Consider the following 17,305-nt stretch of genomic DNA (forward strand, 5'->3'; position numbering starts at 1 on the left):
TCGCTCATTCTGCTTTTAACTATAACGATAAGAACGATAAGGCGAAAAATAATGTTGATACCATTTGCTAAAAAGTCCGCGTTAGTGGGTTTACTTGTAGCTTCTGCGGTTGCTCAGCCGGTTATTGCTGCTGATGACTATAAATTAGGTTTGGTTACTTTCCTTTCTGGTGGTGCGGCCGGACCTTTTGGTGTGCCAGCACAGAATGCTGCGAACCTTGTGCTCGAAACATTGAATGAAGGGGCGTTGCCTGCGCCGTATAACGTGAAGGGGATTAATGGTCGTACCATTAAGCCTATTTATGTCGATGAAGCTGGGGGCGCGACTAAGCAATCCTCAGAATATCGTAACTTAGTTGAACGCCAAGGTGTTGATGCGGTTGTGGGTTATATTTCGTCAGGCGATTGCCTCGCGGTGCCTGCGGTTGCTGAAGAGCTAAAAACCCTAACCGTGTTGTTTGATTGTGGTACGCCTCGTGTATTTGAAGATAACTCATTTAAATACGTTTTCCGTACAGGTCCGACAACAACCATGGATAGCGTTGCTGCGTCCTACTACATCAAAGACATTTTCCCTAATTTGAAAGCGGTGTCTGGTATTAACCAGAACTACTCGTTTGGGCATGAGTCTTGGGCTGATTTCTACGGTTCATTAAAAGGTTTGCAGTCTGATATAGTTGTGCCAACTAAGCAGTTCCCTAAAATATACGCAGGCCAGTATGGCGCAGAAATTTCTGCACTGATGGTGAACTCAGCTGATGTTATTCACTCCTCTTTCTGGGGTGGTGATATGGAAGCCTTCCTACTTCAGGGTGCTGCACGTGGTCTGTTTGAAGATCAAACTGCCTTACTGACAACGGGTGAAAGTGCGATGTACCGTTTGTCTGATCAGATTCCTGAAGGCACGATCTTAGGCGGTCGTGGTCCATTTGGTATTTACGCGCCGGATAATGCGCTGAACCGTTGGTTCCGTGATGCTTACAGCAAACGTTATGGCACTCAGCCAACGTACCCTGCTTATAAAATGGTTCAAGGTATTCTTGGTTTAAAACTTGCGACAGAACAAGCCGCGGCTAAGGTTTCTGGCCAGCCGACGACTGAAGACGTTGTGTCCGCGTTTGAGTACCTTGAATATGAAGGTCCAGGCGGCAAGGTGTCTATGAATATGGGTAAAGGCCATCAGGCAAGCATGGAAATGGTTTATGGCCGTTATGCGCTTAAAGATGGTAAACCTGCTGTAACTGATGTTCGTCGCTATGCAGCTGAATGTGTTAACCCTTCCGATGATATGCCTGCCAATGAATGGATTGAAAAAGGCATGCCTGGCGCTAAATGTAACTAAATGCGCATCCGACAAGCTGGCGTCACGCTGGCTTGTCTTTTTTTTGCCCTTTTTTTGTAAATCTGGAGCGTTGCTCATGAAATTGGTAATTGCGATGTTGATGGATGGCGTTATTTACGCCTCCTGGCTTTTTGTAATCGCAGCCGGCCTAACTCTCATCTACGGTGTGATGAGAATCCTTAATATGGCCCATGGTAGCTTTTATGCTATTGGTGCTTACGGCGGTGCCTCGCTGGTGGGGTTTTATTTAGCGGGTGGTTATCCACCGTGGGGAGCTTATTTTATGCTGCTAGGGGCTGCCCTCATTGGCGGAACCATAGTAGGACTTCTGATCGAACGTGGTCTGTTAAGGATGATGTACGGTCGTGACGAAGTGGTCATGATTTTGGTGACCTATGCGATTTTATTAATACTGGAAGATGTTATTAAGCTGATCTGGGGCGTGGATGCGTATTTTGCCTATCAGCCATATACCCTTTTAGGACGAACAAAGCTGGCCGGCTTATCGTTCGCAAATTATGACATCTTGTTGATTTTTGTATCAGCACTGATCTGTTTTGTACTTTGGTGGGGACTGAATAGAACCCGCAAAGGTAAGTTATTACAAGCGGTGATTCATGATCGTGATACCGCTGCTTTCCTCGGTATTAACGTCACACGTATGTTTACTGTCACGTTTGTCATCGGCGCTGTTTTAGGTGCGTTGGCGGGTGCATTGACGGCTCCAGGTATCTCCGTCATGCCGGGCATAGGTGTTGAAGTTATTATTTTGGCGTTTGCTGTTGTGGTAATTGGCGGCTTAGGCAGTGTAGGGGGCGCGTTACTTGGTGCCTTAATTGTTGGGCTGGCCCGCTCTGCGGCGGTACACCTTTACCCTGATGCTGAGTTGTTTGTTATTTATGGTGTGATGGGGTTAGTACTTGCGTTCCGTCCTCAGGGCCTCTTTGCCATTGCTACCGCGAGGAAAATTTAACATGAAATATGCAACGACGATGATTATAGGGGCAGGTATCGCGTTATTAGCGGCTGGCCTCTTTATGCCGGGATGGTTGACCTTTTTATTAACCTTAGCCTTCGCTAAAGGGCTTGTTGTGATGGGGCTTCTGCTGCTGATGCGCGCAGGGTTAGTCTCATTTGGTCAAGGTCTCTACTACTGCCTAGGTGCATACTGTGTTGGTATCGCTGGCGACTATTTTGAAACCCAAAATGCACTGCTATTGATCTTACTTGCGGTCGTGGTTTGTGTTGCCCTAGCGGCGGTTATTGGGCTGCTGCTATGCCGTTACAGAGATATATTTTTCGCCATGTTCTCGATGGCGTTCTCGATGATCCTTTATGGTGTGCTGGTTAAAAGCTCTGCCTTTGGTTCATCCGATGGCTTTAATGTTAAGCCGCCCTTGTTATTCGGTTGGACGCCTACAGGAGAAAGTGGCCCCTTCCTTGCCTACGGTTTAGCGGTTGTCGCGCTTGTTGGGGTGGGTATCTTTGTTTGGCGCTATCTTCGTTCCCCAATGGGTTATGCCGGTGAGGCGGTTCGTGAGAACGAAATTCGTGTCGAATACCTGGGTGCTTCGGTGCGTCGAATTATCTATACGAAATACCTGTTAGCCGCTGCAATGGCTGGACTGGGTGGTGGTATTACGGCGCTAGCGGCGGGTCACATTGATCCTGAAATGGCGTATTGGACGACCTCCGGTGAGTTTGTCTTTATTGCTTTAATGGGTGGCGTCGGTCATGCGGCGGGTCCTGTTATTGGCGCGGTGTTATTTGAGCTGCTGCGAACCTATGCATTTCAAATATCCCCTTACACATGGCAGATGATTTTAGGTATCTCGTTACTGGTCATCATTCTCTATCTACCTAAAGGTGTTTGGTCTCTGGTCGAGCGCGTAACGAAAGGTAAGCCATTATGAGTGCTTTATTAGAAACACGTTCATTGGCACGTAATTTTGGCGCTGTTACGGCGGCGGCTGATATCGATGTCACGATTAATGCAGGTGAGATTGTTGGTGTTATTGGTTCAAACGGTGCGGGTAAAACCACCTTTATCAATATGGTAACCGGCTACCTTGCGCCCAGCAGTGGTGAGATTTTATTTAAAGGTAAAAGCATTGTTGGGAAAAACCCTCGCCAAGTTATGCGTGCGGGTATCTGCCGTTCATTTCAGGTCGCACAACTGTTTCCTGAATTGACGGTGCTGGACAATGTCTTGATCGCTTACGGCATCATGAAACACAAGATCTTGCCGTTGATGAGTCCCTTAGCAACAAAAGCCAATATTCAGCAGGCGGAACAGCTGTTGGAAGAGTATGGCATTACCAGTTATATGGCTGAAACGGTTGTAACCTTGCCTCAGGGTGTTAGGAAGCTGCTTGATATCGCTTTAGCTATGTTGCGTAAACCTGAAATCTTACTACTGGATGAGCCGACTTCAGGTGTGGCCATTGACGATAAGTTTGACCTGATGGACACCGTGATGCGAGCTGTACGTAAGTCAGGTGCAGCGGTGCTGTTTGTTGAACATGATATGGAAGTGATTGCGCGTTATTCAACGCGTCTCATTGCTTTCTATGATGGTCGAGTATTAGCCGATGGTGCAGTAAGTGACGTCATGAATGATGAAAAAGTAAAAGAGCTTGTGACAGGCCACCACCTAGATATCGATTACGAACAGGAGGTGCAACATGCTTAAGTTGTCATCGATTAATACAAATATTGCCGGCACACCTATATTACGTGATGTTAATTTGGCCATTGAACCGGGTGTTCTTGTGGGTCTGATTGGTCGTAACGGTGCAGGTAAAACGACACTGATGCGGACCGTAATGGGTTTGCTTACGCCAGAGTCGGGCAGTATTACGATTGGTGGTCAGGATATGACGGACTTAGCGCCTCATTTTAGATCCCAAGCTAAAGTTGGCTACATGCCAGAGGATCGCCAGCTGGTACCTACACTAACGGTGGAGGAAAACATTCTTATACCTGCGTGGGCAAATGCGCTATCTGGTGCGGAGGCTCGTTTGGCATGGGTGTATGAGCTGATGCCGGAAGTCGAAGCGTTTGCTGGGCGCAAAGCATTACAGCTATCCGGTGGTCAGCAAAAACTGGTAGCCCTTGCGAGAGCGTTGATGACGGGGAGCCATATTCTGTTATTGGATGAACCTTTTGAGGGTGTAGCCCCCGCGTTATCACGTCGATTAGCCAGTGTTTTGCATACGTTGAAAGATGAAGGCCTGACGGTGTTGTTGTCGGAGTCAGATTACAGCCATTCGGCTGATTTGGTTGACCAGATTTACACCATAGAGCGAGGTGCTGTTGCGGCACAGGAAGGAGCGGTAAAATGAGTGATTTTGTTTTTAATTTTCCTAAACAGCTAATTTGTAAACCTGGGTCTGCTAAAGAGTTAGGTGATATTTGTCTGCGTACTATAGGTAAACGTGTTCTGGTTGTAACTGACCAAGGGATTGTGAATGCAGGCTTGTTACAGCCGGTACTCGACACACTTAAAGCGGCGGGTGTTGATGCGCTGGTTTTTGATCAGGTTCTAGCTGACCCTGCTGCATCGATCGTATTGACAGCAACCGAGCAAGCAATCTCTGCCGGTATAGATGGTGTTATTGGTTTAGGCGGTGGCTCATCAATGGATGTTGCCAAATTGGTTGCACTGCTCGCGAAAGGTGAAGAAACATTAGACGAGATCTACGGGGTTAATATGGTGAAAGGGCAGCGTTTGCCTTTGATCCAGATCCCTACGACCGCAGGTACGGGTTCAGAAGTCACGGCTGTATCGATTATTACGGTTGGCGAAGGCGAGAAAAAAGGCGTTGTATCCTCGCAATTGTTACCTGACCTAGCCTTGCTGGATGCTGAATTAACCTTAGGTTTACCATCGATGGTCACGGCGACCACCGGTGTCGATGCGATGGTGCATGCCATTGAAGCGTATACCTCGGCTAGCCCGAACCATAATCTAATTTCTGATGCTTCCGCCAAAGAGGCCTTATTGTTATTAGGCGCTAACATTGAATCTGCGGTGCACGATGGCAGTGACCTTCAGGTGCGCTCTAATATGTTATTAGGGTCCATGTTAGCGGGGCAAGCGTTCGCGAACTCTCCTGTGGCTGCGGTTCATGCCTTAGCTTATCCATTGGGTGGGATTTATCATTTACCTCATGGTTTAACTAATGCGCTAGTACTGCCCCATGTGATGCGATTTAATCAATCGGCTTGTGCTGAACAATATGCTGAATTAGCGCCGTTGGTTTTCCCTCGTTTAGCCGATATCACTGATGTTGCTGAGCGTAGTCATGCTTTTATTGAAGGGTTAGATCAGCTGAACCGTTCATTGGGAATATTACCGCGCCTACGGGATTATGATATTGAAGAATCCGCGATTACTGTTTTAGCGCAAGATGCGATGAAGCAAACACGGTTGTTGGTGAATAACCCACGTGAAGTGACGCTTGAGGATGCGACAGCTATCTACCAAGCTGCATGGTGAGGCCGGTATGTCTGATTTAAAAACATTGGAAACCCGTGCTGACTATCAGCATTTCATCACTATTCCCACCCGTTGGATGGATAATGATGTGTATGGTCACGTGAATAATGTGCAGTACTACAGTTATTTTGATACGGCGGTTAACCGCTACCTTATCGATCAAGGCGTATTGGATATTCATAAAAGCGACGTGGTCGGGCTGGTGGTTGAAACCCAATGTCGATATTACAGCAGCATCGCTTTTCCTGATGATGTGATTGCGGGTATTGCGGTGACTAAACTGGGTAACAGTTCTGTTCGATATGAAGTGGGTCTCTTTTTAGGCGATACACAGAAACCGTCGGCACAAGGGCACTTTGTTCATGTCTATGTTGATCGGGCTAGCCAAACGCCAGTCGCGCTGCCCGCAGCGTTACGTGCAACGTTACAGAAAATTGCGGTATGAGGACTTTTAAATGCAATTAAATAATCCTGCTTTATTACAACATCAGTCGTTTATTGATGGCCAGTGGTGTGACGCCAGTAACGGTGAAGTTTTTGCCGTAAAAAATCCTGCTACAGGTGATGTGATTGCCGAGGTTGCTGATCTAGGCGCAGATGAGACGACTCGTGCGATTGCGGCGGCCGAAGCTGCACGCGCTGACTGGAGTGCTTACACAGGTAAAGAGCGCAGCGCATTGCTACGTCGATGGTTTGACCTGATTATTGAAGCGCAAGATGATCTTGCGGTACTGATGACGTCAGAACAGGGTAAGCCGGTGAATGAAGCACGTGGGGAGGTCTTGTATGGCGCCTCATTTGTTGAGTGGTTTGCTGAAGAAGCGAAGCGTGTTTATGGGGATATTATTCCGCCACATGGTCGCGATAAACGTTTGTTAGTACTGAAACAGCCAATTGGTGTTGCTGCCGCCATTACGCCGTGGAACTTCCCTATTGCTATGATTACTCGCAAGGTGGCGCCAGCTCTAGCGGCGGGCTGCCCTGTAGTGATTAAGCCATCGGAATTGACGCCGCTGTCCGCGTTAGCTTTAGCGCAATTGGCACAGGAAGCGGGTTTCCCTCAAGGGGTGTTTAACGTTGTAACATCCACAAATGCACCGGCCGTGGGTAAGGTGTTGTGTGCGGATTCTCGTGTCCGTAAATTATCCTTCACGGGTTCTACTCCGGTGGGTAAATTATTGGCAGAACAGTGTGCCAGTAATGTGAAGAAGGTTTCTTTGGAGTTGGGAGGCAATGCACCTTTTATTGTCTTTGACGATGCGGATCTTGATGCGGCTATTAGCGGTGTTATTGCATCAAAATTCCGTAATGCGGGACAAACCTGTGTCTGTACTAACCGTATCTTTGTTCATGAGGCGGTTTATGATGCCTTTGCTGAGAAATTAAAGACGGCGGTACACGCCCTTGCTGTCGGTAATGGGTTTGATGAAGGGGTTGCTATTGGTCCGCTTATTGATGACCGCGCGCTGCATAAAGTTGAAAGCTTAGTTAAAGACGCGTTGGATAATGGCGCTACTCTGCTAAGTGGCGGTGAGCGTTTTGAGAGTGTGACTAATGGTTACCGTCCTACGATTTTGAGTAATGTTGATAATGCTATGCGCATTGCTCAGGAAGAGATCTTTGGTCCAGTGGCAACGTTGATTCCTTTTACTGAAGAAGCTGACGTTGTTCAGATGGCTAATGATACGCCGTTTGGATTGGCTGCTTACTTCTATTCCCGTGATATTGGACGTGTTTGGCGCGTCTCTGAAGCGCTGGAATACGGTATGGTGGGTATTAACGAAGGTATTATCTCTACAGAGGTTGCGCCGTTTGGCGGCATCAAAGAGTCAGGTTTAGGTCGTGAAGGTTCTAAGTATGGTATCGATGATTATGTCGAGATTAAATACCTTTGTATGGGTGTGAATTGATTTAACCCTATAGCTTGTACCGTCCTCATTGCTATATTTGCCCCTTCATTGGGGCTTTTTTTGTATAGGTGTCCGTTGCGTGGCTAATGGGCTATCGACTGGGTGAAGAGGCGTTGCTTTCGATAATCTTTTTCCATAAACTCGAAACATACCCATCATTTTTTGCGTCTAAATAAGGTGTTTAAAATTACCCGTGGGTAGTTTTAATACCAAGCTCAATTAATAACGCTGTTAGCTATCATCGACTGTGTCTAACATTCTGAAAAATAATAATGTTTAACTCTGCTATTGATGAGATCCGGTCGTTAATTTGCGTAAAAAACAGCCCGTTGGCATGCCGTATTTTAGTTTGAATGGTTTTGCCGAAGGGTATTTTAGTTGGTTTTTTAACGCGTGATTGTCCGTGCAATTGGTGCTTTTAAATACTTATTGGCGAATGTGTAAAGTTTCGCTAGCCTAATGAGCGGATTAAGGTATATCTTTTACATATTATCCCGTTATTTGATGGGATCGATTTTTTATATTTTATCTTCAATCTACAGTGCAGCAGTGCTTACCTAACAAGTGTGTATTGTCGAAAAAACGAATGGATCTGGAATTACTTCTTAAACCTATAAAAATTTTAATCACCGGTGCTAAAGGGCAAGTCGGCACGGATCTCACTCGCTTAGGGAAAACAGATTCATTTTTTGAAATTATCGCACTGGATAAGTCCGCGTTAGATATTACAAACGCAAAACAGATCAACGATCAGTTGACACACTATCTACCTGATTATGTGATTAACTGTGCCGCATTTGATCACGTGGATGAGGCTGAGCATAAGGCTGACTTATGTTATGCGGTGAATGCAAAAGGTGTCGAAACACTGGCACTGGCGTGTGCTGATCTATCGATCCCTATGTTTCATTTATCGACGGATTACGTATTCGATGGTCATTATGCCAGCGGATATACTGAAGATGATGAGGTTGCACCGCTTGGCGTCTATGGCGATAGTAAGTGGCAAGGTGAAGAGCTGTTGCGACAAGTTTTGCCTAAGCATTTGATTCTGCGTGTGAGCTGGCTGTTTAGTGGACAAGGGAATAATTTTGTTCTTAGAACCTTAGAGGCGGCAAGAACACAGAACGCCTTAGAAGCGGTCAGTGACCGTCGAGGCTGCCCAACATCCGCGTCCGATGTGGCCCGCGTTATTTTGGCTATGTTGAAGCAAGTTCATAATGGTGCTGACGCGTGGGGCACCTATCATTACTGTGGCGCCGAAATAACTAACCGTTATGATTTTTGTAAAGAGATCTTAATTGCGGCGGGCAATTATGAAAACTTTGAAGTAGAAACCTTAGTACCCATTTCAAGTAAAGATTATGTAACAGAAGCTCAAAGGCCTAATACGTCAGTGTTGACCTGTAAAAAGCTTTTGAGCGTCTTCGGTATACGTCAACGCCCATGGCGGCAAGAGCTACAATGGTTGATGCGTGTTATCTATAACTCGCCTAAACCATAACGCTTACCCCCAAGGGATTGGCGAGTGTGTAATGGCGACGGCTAAGATATAAGCGAAGGTAGCGGTTGCGCCAAATAGTGCGGCGAGTTTGATGAGCGGCGTTTTTCCTCTTTTTAGGGCAATAGTACCGAGTACGATATATAGGCAAAGCGCGAGTAGTTTAGCCGTCAACCAATGATCTACAAATGGGTATTTCTGTAGCAGTACTGCCAGCGCTATCGCACTAACGAGTAAGGTAGTGTCGATGATATGAGGCGCAATTTTAACCCAGCGTTTTTCCATCATTTTGGGTTTTATAAAGACCCAAAAGGCTCTCAAAAGGAAAAAGCTGATACTTAATACAATGGCTGTTAGGTGTATATGCTTTATGGCTAAATACATAATGGCGTTTGTCTTCTCTTTAATGATTTTTATATCAATAGGTTGTGAACAAAGGTGACCTAGGTTGCTCCCTTCGCATAAACGAAAGGTGCATCTGGGTTATTCACAGCTTTATTGAATTCTATGTTATTTTAGGGCTTTAAAATAAAGCTTTATGCTGTATATGCAAGAGATTCATGTCTAATAACAGAAATCAGACCACAACACTCGTTGATCGCTTTGGGCGGACTGTTGATTACATTCGCCTATCGGTCACAGACCGATGTGACTTCCGTTGTGTCTACTGCATGGCTGAGCAGATGACCTTTTTGCCCCACGCCCAAGTTTTGTCGTTAGAAGAGATTGAGCAGGTAGCGGCCGCGTTTGTTGGTTTAGGCGTCAAAAAAATCCGCCTGACCGGAGGTGAGCCACTGGTTCGCCGAGACGTTATAAAGCTCATTCGCGCGGTAGGGCAGTTAGAGGCAGAGCTCTCTATCACTACGAACGGTTCTCAGTTGTTGGCGATGGCGTCTAGCTTAAAAGAGGCGGGTGTTAATCGGTTAAATATCAGTATTGATAGCCTTAAAGACGATCGGTTTAAAGAGATGACACGTACGGGTAAATTACCCCAAGTGTTAGCCGGTATCGATGCGGCGCTTGCGGCCGGTTTTGATCGCATTAAGTTGAATGCTGTTGTCATGAAAGGCAAAAATGATGATGAGGTACTCGATCTTATTGAATATGCGCGCTTAAAAGGTGTCGATGTGAGTTTTATTGAGGAGATGCCTCTCGGCCATATCTCGGAGCATGATCGCGCAGCGGTGTATTGTTCGAGTGATGAGGTTCAGTCGATCATCAGTGAGCGTTACCCTTTGCACTCAACGACTGAGCGAACGGCAGGCCCCTCCCGTTATTACCGTATGGAGGATTCGGCAAGCCGGATCGGTTTTATCTCTCCCCATAGCCATAATTTTTGTTCTGAATGCAACCGTGTCAGAGTGACGGTTGAAGGTCGCTTACTGCTTTGCCTAGGCAATGAGCACTCCGTTGATCTGCGTGAAACTCTGCGTCAATACCCCGATGATATAGAACGCTTACAGCAGGTGATTATCGATGCGATGGACCTGAAGCCGGAAAAGCATGAGTTTGATTTGAATGACGAGCCGCAAATTGTTCGTTTTATGAATATGACGGGTGGTTAGCTTGCCCCGTCTGTAAACGTTTAGTTTTAAGGATTACTTTCTGATGTCGCATACACCTAAAGATGCTGAATTCACACCGTTGAATATTGCGGTGCTTACCGTTTCTGATACAAGAACCGTTGAGACGGATACATCGGGGCAGGTATTAATCGAGCGTTTAGAACACGCAGGGCACCACTTAGCTACACGTCACATTGTTATTGATGATGTCTATCAAATGCGTGCTGTTGTCTCTAACTGGATCGCTGATCCTGAGATTCACGTCATTATCTCAACCGGTGGTACTGGTTTTGCTGGACGAGACTCTACACCGGAAGCGATACAGCCGTTATTTGATAAAACCATTGAAGGGTTTGGCGAGCTGTTTCGTCACATTTCAGCGCAACAGATTGGGACCTCAACCATTCAGTCACGCGCAGTCGGTGGTTTGGCCAATGGCACCGTGATTTTTTGCTTGCCCGGCTCTACTGGTGCTTGTCGTACCGGGTGGGATGATGTGATTGCGGATCAGCTGGATAGCCGTCACCGACCTTGCAACTTTGTATCGATGCTTTTGACGCATCGTGCAGACAACAGCAACGGGTAGGTGAGTCTATGAAAAGCTGCGACACACAATCTGACTTGATACCGGTTGAGACGGCATTAGCTCATTTGGTCGAAAGATCGACACCGATAACAGGGGTTGAAACTATACCTGTTGCTGAGGCGCTGGGCCGTGTTCTGGCGGAATCTCCAGTTGCCTCTGTCTCCGTACCGCCGGCAGATAATAGTGGTATGGATGGCTACGCACTGAACACATCGGATCTACATAAGGGCGAAACCCAGCTTGTTATCAGTCAGCGTATTCCAGCAGGGGTTGCGCCGCAGCCGTTAACGCCAGGGAATTGTGCGCGTATTTTTACAGGGGCGGAAATTCCAGCCGGGGCTGATACGGTTGTGATGCAGGAAAATGTGAGCCTTGATGGGGATCTTGCCACGTTCCCGGATGGTGTGGCCGCGGGGGATAATATTCGACGGGCAGGTCAAGATATTAACGTAGGGGATGCGCTGCTTGCTAACGGGGTACGCCTCCAACCCGCTGATCTTGGATTACTGGCCTCCGTGGGTTTGTCTGAGGTAAGCGTTTATCGTCGCTTAAAGGTCGCTATTTTATCTACGGGTGATGAGCTGGTGGAGCCCGGCTTACCTTTAGCTGCGGGTCAAATTTATAACTCTAATCGGTACATTCTAACGGGTCTCTTGCAGGGGCTGGGTATGGATGTGGTGGATCTTGGCTGTGTAGCTGATACGCGAGAAGCAACGCTTGCTGCACTCGAAAAAGCCTCGGTTGAGGCGGATGCTATTGTAAGTACCGGCGGTGTGTCGGTAGGTGAAGAGGATCACGTTAAACATTGTGTTGAGACGTTAGGTGAGCTGGACCTGTGGAAAATCCGTATTAAGCCCGGCAAGCCGGTTGCCTATGGTCGAGTAAAAGACACCCCTTTTATCGGGTTGCCGGGTAATCCGACCTCGACACTCATTACCTTTTGTTTGTTTGCTCGGCCTTGCTTGCTGGGTTTGCAAGGGGCTACCTATCAGCCATCGGTGGTGTTACCGCTACCCGCGGGATTTGAACGTAGCCGTGCCATTCAGCGCCAAGAATATCTTCGCGTGCGCTTTGAGGGCGGGGCACTGATCCCTTATTCAAATCAGAGTTCAGGTGTACTCGCGTCGGCGAGCTGGGCGCATGGATTGGCTGTTGTGCCAGTGAATACTCAAGTGCGTTTAGGGGACCCTATTGGCTTTATCCCTTTCTCCGAATTACTAACGTAGTTTATGACTGAGATCGCTTAATTTTCCTGCAGAGTCGGCGGGAAAACGGTAAAATGTGCCTTTCATTTAAGAGTAGTGCTGAGGAACACATGGCAGACCAGCAAGATCCGTATAAAGAGATTAGACCGTTTAATGATGCCGAAGTCGCAGAGGCATTGACGCATATACTGCATGATGATGAGTTTATCTCGGCGGTAACGCGTTATCAGTTCCCGCGCTTGTCGGATCGTTTAGGCTGGTTACTAAAACCGTTTGTGCGTATCGCTCTGGCAAGAAAAGTCGGTGATGTTGCAAGTATTGCTGATTTCCAAGCCTTAGTGGCTGACTACATGAAAAAAATGATCGCCCGCAGTACTACAAAGTTAAGTTGTAGCGGTATTGATCAATTCGATCCAGACGACGCCTACCTTTTTATCTCTAATCACCGTGATATTGCGATGGACCCTGCGTTTGTAAACTGGGTTCGTTATCAATATGGAATGGATACTGTGCGTATCGCTATCGGTGATAACTTGCTGAGTAAGCCTTATGTTTCTGACATTATGCGCCTTAATAAAAGTTTCATTGTAAATCGTTCAGCCACAGGACGAGAGATGATGAAAGCACTGACGCAGCTCTCCTCCTATATTGATCACAGTATTCAAAGCGGCCATTCTATCTGGCTAGCGCAGCGTGAAGGGCGTGCTAAAGATGGTAACGACACAACAGACCCTGCGATTTTAAAGATGCTTTATATGGCGCATCGCAAGGCGAGAAGTTTCCCTGAACACGTTAAACGCTTAAATATTGTGCCCGTTTCAATCTCTTATGAATATGACCCGTGCGACTCTCTTAAAGCGAATGAGTTGTATGCAAAAGAGGTTGAAGGGAATTATGAGAAATCTAAGTTCGAAGATATTGAAAGTATCGTGAAAGGAATTACTGGCCATAAAGGACATGTCCATGTTGCCTTTGGTGATCCTATTGATGGTGACTTTGATACACCGGAAGCCTTGGCGCAGGAGATTGATCGCCAAATTATCTCTAACTACTATCTGCACCCTTCCAATTTATTGGCTGCAGGGGAAGAGGTGGATGTGACCGATGAGGCGAGAAAAGGGTTAGATGAACGGCTCAGTAACACGGTGTGCGGAGCTGAAGATATTTTGCGTAAAATGTACGCTAACCCTGTGTTAAACCAACGAAAAATTCAGGAGTAACCATGAGCCGACTGACCCATTTGGATGATCAGGGCAACGCAAACATGGTTGATGTGTCCGATAAACAGATAACCTTCCGCGAGGCGGTTGCTTATGCTGAAGTTCAGATGCGTCCTGATACGTTGGCGCTTATTACTGAAGGCGGGCATAAAAAGGGTGATGTGTTGGCGGTGGCGCGTATTGCTGGGATTCAAGCGGCAAAGCGCACCAGTGATTTGATCCCTTTATGTCACCCTTTAATGTTGAGTAAAGTGGCGCTTGAGTTAGTACCCAATGGGGAGCGAAACGTGGTTGAAATCACCGCTACCTGTAAGTTGTCGGGCCAAACCGGGGTTGAGATGGAAGCCCTTACAGCGGCTACGGTCGCGGGTCTAACAATCTATGATATGTGTAAAGCGGTTGATAAAGAGATGGTGATTAGTGCCGTTAAAGTGTTGGCTAAGTCCGGCGGAAAAAGTGGTGATTGGACGGCGGAGAAGGCGACATGCTAAAGGTGCTTTATTTTGCTAGCTTGCGAGAGCGTTTGGGGGTTGAGCAAGAGTCATTAGCACTGCCTGCGGACCGAACGGTAGCCGGTGTTATTGATGCCTTAATCAGTGCGCATGGTGATCGATGGCAGCACGCGTTAAAGGATGATCCTATTTTGACGGCGGTGAATTTAGAGATGTGCGATGTGGCCCAATCGGTCGAAGACAATGATGAGGTGGCGTTTTTTCCACCGGTAACGGGAGGCTAAAATGTCAGAGAAAAGCGCGAGCCCACTACAGTATGTTAGGGCATTCTTCTACTACCTCGGTTTTTATCCGTTGACCATTATTCACTCATCGTTGAGTTTGATTATTAGCCCCGTGCTTAATTTTCAGCAGCGCTTCAAATTTATTACCTTGATTAATTTCTTTTACATTTTTTGGTTACGTGTCTGCTGTGGTTTGGGCGTCAACGTAACGGGGCGCGAGCATCTACCCAAAACGGGTGCGTATGTGGCCGTTGCTAACCATTCAAGTGAGTGGGAAACCCTGTTTTTACAAACCTTTGTGCGGCCCCAGTGTGCGGTTTTAAAGAAAGAGCTGCTGAGCATTCCTTTTTTTGGTTGGGCGTTGGGTTTATTGAACCCTATCGCCATTGACCGTAGTCAGCGCAGAGGTGCGCTTAAACAACTACTGACAGAAGGAAAGTCGCGATTAGAAGAGGGTATTCCTGTTGTTATCTTTCCGCAGGGAACGCGTGTTCCCTGCGGTAAAATGGGTAAATTCAACAAAGGGGGCGCTATGTTAGCGCTCAGTGCAGGGGTTCCCATTGTGCCGATTATCCATAATGCCGGTATTTATTGGCCCGGAAAGAGTTTCACTAAAAAAACGGGTACTGTGCAGGTGCATGTGGGTGAGCCTATTCCCGTTGAAGGGCGGACAGTGGATGAGATTCATGCGGATATGGTGGCTTGGTTGGAAAAGCATATGAAAGAGTTAGGGCTGGTTTAATCGAGACTCCTATTCTTAGCGCATAAAAAAACCGCCATATAGGCGGTTTTTTTATGCTTGATATTAATTAGCTATCAAGTTTTTCAAATACCAATGTAGCGTTTGTGCCACCGAAGCCGAAGCTGTTGGACATGACACGTTTAAGGTCTACATTTTCTTGCTTCTCGATAGCAATCGGTAGGCCTTTTGCTTCATCGTCTAGCTCATCAATATTGGCTGAAGCTGCGATAAAGTTATTCTCCTGCATAAGCAGAGAGTAGATCGCTTCTTGAACGCCCGCCGCGCCTAAAGAGTGACCAGAAAGGGATTTAGTTGAAGTCACTGTTGGCATGCTGCTGCCAAAGGCTTCTTTCATCGCTTTAAGCTCTTGCATGTCACCTGCAGGCGTTGATGTACCGTGAGCATTGATATAATCGATGTCACCATTAACGGTTGCCATGGCTTGCTTCATGCAGCGAGCCGCACCTTCACCTGAAGGCGCAACCATGTCGTAACCATCAGACGTTGCGCCGTAGCCAACAATCTCTGCATAGATTTTAGCGCCACGTGCTTTAGCATGTTCTAGCTCTTCAACGACGAGGATGCCTGCGCCGCCAGAGATAACAAAGCCATCACGGTTAGCATCGTATGCACGTGATGCTTTTTCTGGAGTGTCATTATATTTGCTTGAAAGAGCGCCCATCGCATCAAACATTGCAGTTTGTACCCAATGAAGTTCTTCACCGCCGCCTGCAAACACCATATCTTGTTTGCCAAGCTGAATCTGCTCTACTGCATTACCTATGCAATGTGCGCTGGTGGCACATGCGGATGTGATGGAGTAGTTAACGCCTTTGATTTTAAAGGGCGTTGCAAGGCAGGCAGAAACGGTTGAGCCCATAGTACGCGTTACGCGGTATGGACCGACACGTTTTACACCTTTAGTGCGAGTGATGTCGGCAGTTTCTACGATGTTATCAGCGGATGCACCACCGGAACCTACAATTAAGCCGGTACGCTCGTTAGATACTTGAGCTTCGCTTAGGTTTGCATCAGCTATAGCTTCCTGCATAGCAATATAAGTGTATGCAGCTGCATCACCCATAAAACGTAGCAGTTTGCGATCGATTTTATCAGTAAAATCAATATCGATGCTGCCGGCTACTTGGCTACGGAAACCGCGCTCTTTGTAATCTTCCTGGAATTTAATACCAGAACGACCCTGCTGCAGTGATTCCAGAACAGTTTCTTTGCCTGTACCCAGACAAGAAACAATTCCCATACCGGTAACAACAACGCGACGCATATGCTTCTCTCTCTTATTCTAAATTGAGGTGCTTATTTTCCGTGAATCGACAGCGTTTGGCTACCTGATTTATCAAAAAACTCGACGAAAAATAGGAGAAGACCCTTATGTTTAAGGGTCTATTCTGATTAGAAATTGTCAGTTGAGGTGAATAAACCTACCCGCAGATTTTTTGCAGTGTAGATTTCACGTCCATCAACGGACATGCTGCCGTCAGCAATACCCATAACCAGCTTACGTTCAATAACGCGTTTAAGCTGAATGCGGTACGTTACTTTTTTGGCTGTCGGCAGTACTTGGCCAAAGAATTTAACCTCACCAGATCCAAGTGCTCGTCCACGACCAGGATTGCCTTTCCAGCCAAGGAAAAAGCCAACAATCTGCCACATGGCGTCAAGTCCTAGGCATCCAGGCATGACCGGATCTTCTTCAAAATGACAGCCGAAGAACCAAAGGTCAGGGTTAATATCCAGTTCAGCGATAATTTCGCCTTTACCGAATTCGCCACCATCTTCGGTGATTTCCAGGATGCGATCCATCATTAGCATGTTGCCAATAGGAAGACGTGCATTACCTGGTCCAAACATCTCGCCGTGGCCGCAAGAAAGCAGCTCGTCACGATTAAAAGAGGAAGGTCTTGTCATTAGCTTCTGTTTATCCGGAAGTTTATAAGTAAAAATATCGCGTGATTATACAGACTTGATCGGCTTGAG

The 17,305-nt window shown here is 46.9% G+C and carries 19 protein-coding genes; 16 read left to right on the forward strand and 3 right to left on the reverse strand.

What is annotated here, in order from left to right; all coding sequences use genetic code 11:
- The first annotated feature begins 51 nt into the window (after window positions 1-51).
- The 9 genes from A3773_RS05345 to rfbD all read left to right on the forward strand — a co-directional run bounded on the left by A3773_RS05345 (window position 52) and on the right by rfbD (window position 9,256).
- The gene (locus A3773_RS05345; protein ID WP_067983830.1) at window positions 52-1,341 is read left to right on the forward strand and encodes an ABC transporter substrate-binding protein; all 1,290 of its coding nucleotides are present in this window, start codon (window positions 52-54) and stop codon (window positions 1,339-1,341) included.
- A 76-nt stretch (window positions 1,342-1,417) separates the two neighbouring features.
- Entirely contained in the window at window positions 1,418-2,314 is an 897-nt protein-coding gene (locus tag A3773_RS05350; RefSeq protein ID WP_067983832.1) for a branched-chain amino acid ABC transporter permease, read from the forward strand.
- Between the two features lies 1 nt (window position 2,315).
- Window positions 2,316-3,254, forward strand: a complete 939-nt coding sequence (locus A3773_RS05355; RefSeq protein WP_067983834.1) for a branched-chain amino acid ABC transporter permease — start codon at window positions 2,316-2,318, stop codon at window positions 3,252-3,254.
- On the forward strand, window positions 3,251-4,033 hold the full coding sequence (locus A3773_RS05360; protein ID WP_067983836.1) for an ABC transporter ATP-binding protein: 783 nt from the start codon (window positions 3,251-3,253) through the stop codon (window positions 4,031-4,033). The genes A3773_RS05355 and A3773_RS05360 overlap by 4 nt, the downstream gene beginning before the upstream one ends.
- Window positions 4,026-4,685, forward strand: coding sequence for an ATP-binding cassette domain-containing protein (locus A3773_RS05365; RefSeq protein ID WP_067983838.1), 660 nt, complete (start codon window positions 4,026-4,028; stop codon window positions 4,683-4,685). The genes A3773_RS05360 and A3773_RS05365 overlap by 8 nt, the downstream gene beginning before the upstream one ends.
- Entirely contained in the window at window positions 4,682-5,842 is a 1,161-nt protein-coding gene (locus A3773_RS05370; protein WP_067983840.1) for an iron-containing alcohol dehydrogenase, read from the forward strand. The genes A3773_RS05365 and A3773_RS05370 overlap by 4 nt, the downstream gene beginning before the upstream one ends.
- A gap of 7 nt (window positions 5,843-5,849) precedes the next feature.
- Window positions 5,850-6,287 carry an acyl-CoA thioesterase gene (locus tag A3773_RS05375; protein ID WP_067983842.1) on the forward strand — a complete coding sequence of 146 codons (438 nt, stop codon included), beginning with the start codon at window positions 5,850-5,852 and terminating at the stop codon, window positions 6,285-6,287.
- Between the two features lie 10 nt (window positions 6,288-6,297).
- Entirely contained in the window at window positions 6,298-7,752 is a 1,455-nt protein-coding gene (locus A3773_RS05380; RefSeq protein ID WP_067983844.1) for an NAD-dependent succinate-semialdehyde dehydrogenase, read from the forward strand.
- A 586-nt stretch (window positions 7,753-8,338) separates the two neighbouring features.
- Window positions 8,339-9,256 carry a dTDP-4-dehydrorhamnose reductase gene (gene rfbD, locus A3773_RS05385; RefSeq protein WP_067983846.1) on the forward strand — a complete coding sequence of 306 codons (918 nt, stop codon included), beginning with the start codon at window positions 8,339-8,341 and terminating at the stop codon, window positions 9,254-9,256.
- A 3-nt stretch (window positions 9,257-9,259) separates the two neighbouring features.
- Here the strand turns inward: rfbD and A3773_RS05390 are convergent, their stop codons facing one another.
- On the reverse strand, window positions 9,260-9,637 hold the full coding sequence (locus A3773_RS05390) for a SirB2 family protein (protein WP_067983848.1): 378 nt from the start codon (window positions 9,635-9,637) through the stop codon (window positions 9,260-9,262).
- A 176-nt stretch (window positions 9,638-9,813) separates the two neighbouring features.
- Here A3773_RS05390 and moaA point away from each other — a divergent pair, with 176 nt between their 5' ends.
- From moaA to A3773_RS05425, 7 genes are all read left to right on the forward strand, one after another.
- The gene (gene moaA, locus A3773_RS05395; protein WP_067983850.1) at window positions 9,814-10,818 is read left to right on the forward strand and encodes a GTP 3',8-cyclase MoaA; all 1,005 of its coding nucleotides are present in this window, start codon (window positions 9,814-9,816) and stop codon (window positions 10,816-10,818) included.
- A gap of 43 nt (window positions 10,819-10,861) precedes the next feature.
- Window positions 10,862-11,404 carry a molybdenum cofactor biosynthesis protein B gene (gene moaB, locus A3773_RS05400; RefSeq protein ID WP_067983853.1) on the forward strand — a complete coding sequence of 181 codons (543 nt, stop codon included), beginning with the start codon at window positions 10,862-10,864 and terminating at the stop codon, window positions 11,402-11,404.
- Window positions 11,405-11,412: 8 nt separating this feature from the next.
- On the forward strand, window positions 11,413-12,630 hold the full coding sequence (locus A3773_RS05405) for a molybdopterin molybdotransferase MoeA (RefSeq protein WP_067983855.1): 1,218 nt from the start codon (window positions 11,413-11,415) through the stop codon (window positions 12,628-12,630).
- A gap of 89 nt (window positions 12,631-12,719) precedes the next feature.
- A complete protein-coding gene (locus tag A3773_RS05410) occupies window positions 12,720-13,829 on the forward strand; it encodes a 1-acyl-sn-glycerol-3-phosphate acyltransferase (RefSeq protein ID WP_067983857.1) in 1,110 nt (369 codons plus the stop codon).
- Window positions 13,830-13,831: 2 nt separating this feature from the next.
- Window positions 13,832-14,320 carry a cyclic pyranopterin monophosphate synthase MoaC gene (gene moaC / locus A3773_RS05415; RefSeq protein WP_067983859.1) on the forward strand — a complete coding sequence of 163 codons (489 nt, stop codon included), beginning with the start codon at window positions 13,832-13,834 and terminating at the stop codon, window positions 14,318-14,320.
- Window positions 14,314-14,565 (forward strand): molybdopterin converting factor subunit 1, encoded by a 252-nt coding sequence (moaD, locus tag A3773_RS05420; RefSeq protein ID WP_067983861.1) that lies wholly within the window; start codon window positions 14,314-14,316, stop codon window positions 14,563-14,565. The genes moaC and moaD overlap by 7 nt, the downstream gene beginning before the upstream one ends.
- Before the next feature lies 1 nt (window position 14,566).
- Entirely contained in the window at window positions 14,567-15,307 is a 741-nt protein-coding gene (locus A3773_RS05425; protein ID WP_067983863.1) for a lysophospholipid acyltransferase family protein, read from the forward strand.
- Window positions 15,308-15,374: 67 nt separating this feature from the next.
- Here the strand turns inward: A3773_RS05425 and fabB are convergent, their stop codons facing one another.
- Window positions 15,375-16,592 carry a beta-ketoacyl-ACP synthase I gene (gene fabB / locus A3773_RS05430; protein ID WP_067983865.1) on the reverse strand — a complete coding sequence of 406 codons (1,218 nt, stop codon included), beginning with the start codon at window positions 16,590-16,592 and terminating at the stop codon, window positions 15,375-15,377.
- A 128-nt stretch (window positions 16,593-16,720) separates the two neighbouring features.
- A complete protein-coding gene (fabA, locus tag A3773_RS05435) occupies window positions 16,721-17,236 on the reverse strand; it encodes a 3-hydroxyacyl-[acyl-carrier-protein] dehydratase FabA (RefSeq protein ID WP_067983867.1) in 516 nt (171 codons plus the stop codon).
- Between the last annotated feature and the right edge of the window lie 69 nt (window positions 17,237-17,305).

Origin of the sequence: Neptuniibacter pectenicola (assembly GCF_001597735.1) — a bacterium.
GTDB lineage: Bacteria > Pseudomonadota > Gammaproteobacteria > Pseudomonadales > Balneatricaceae > Neptuniibacter > Neptuniibacter pectenicola.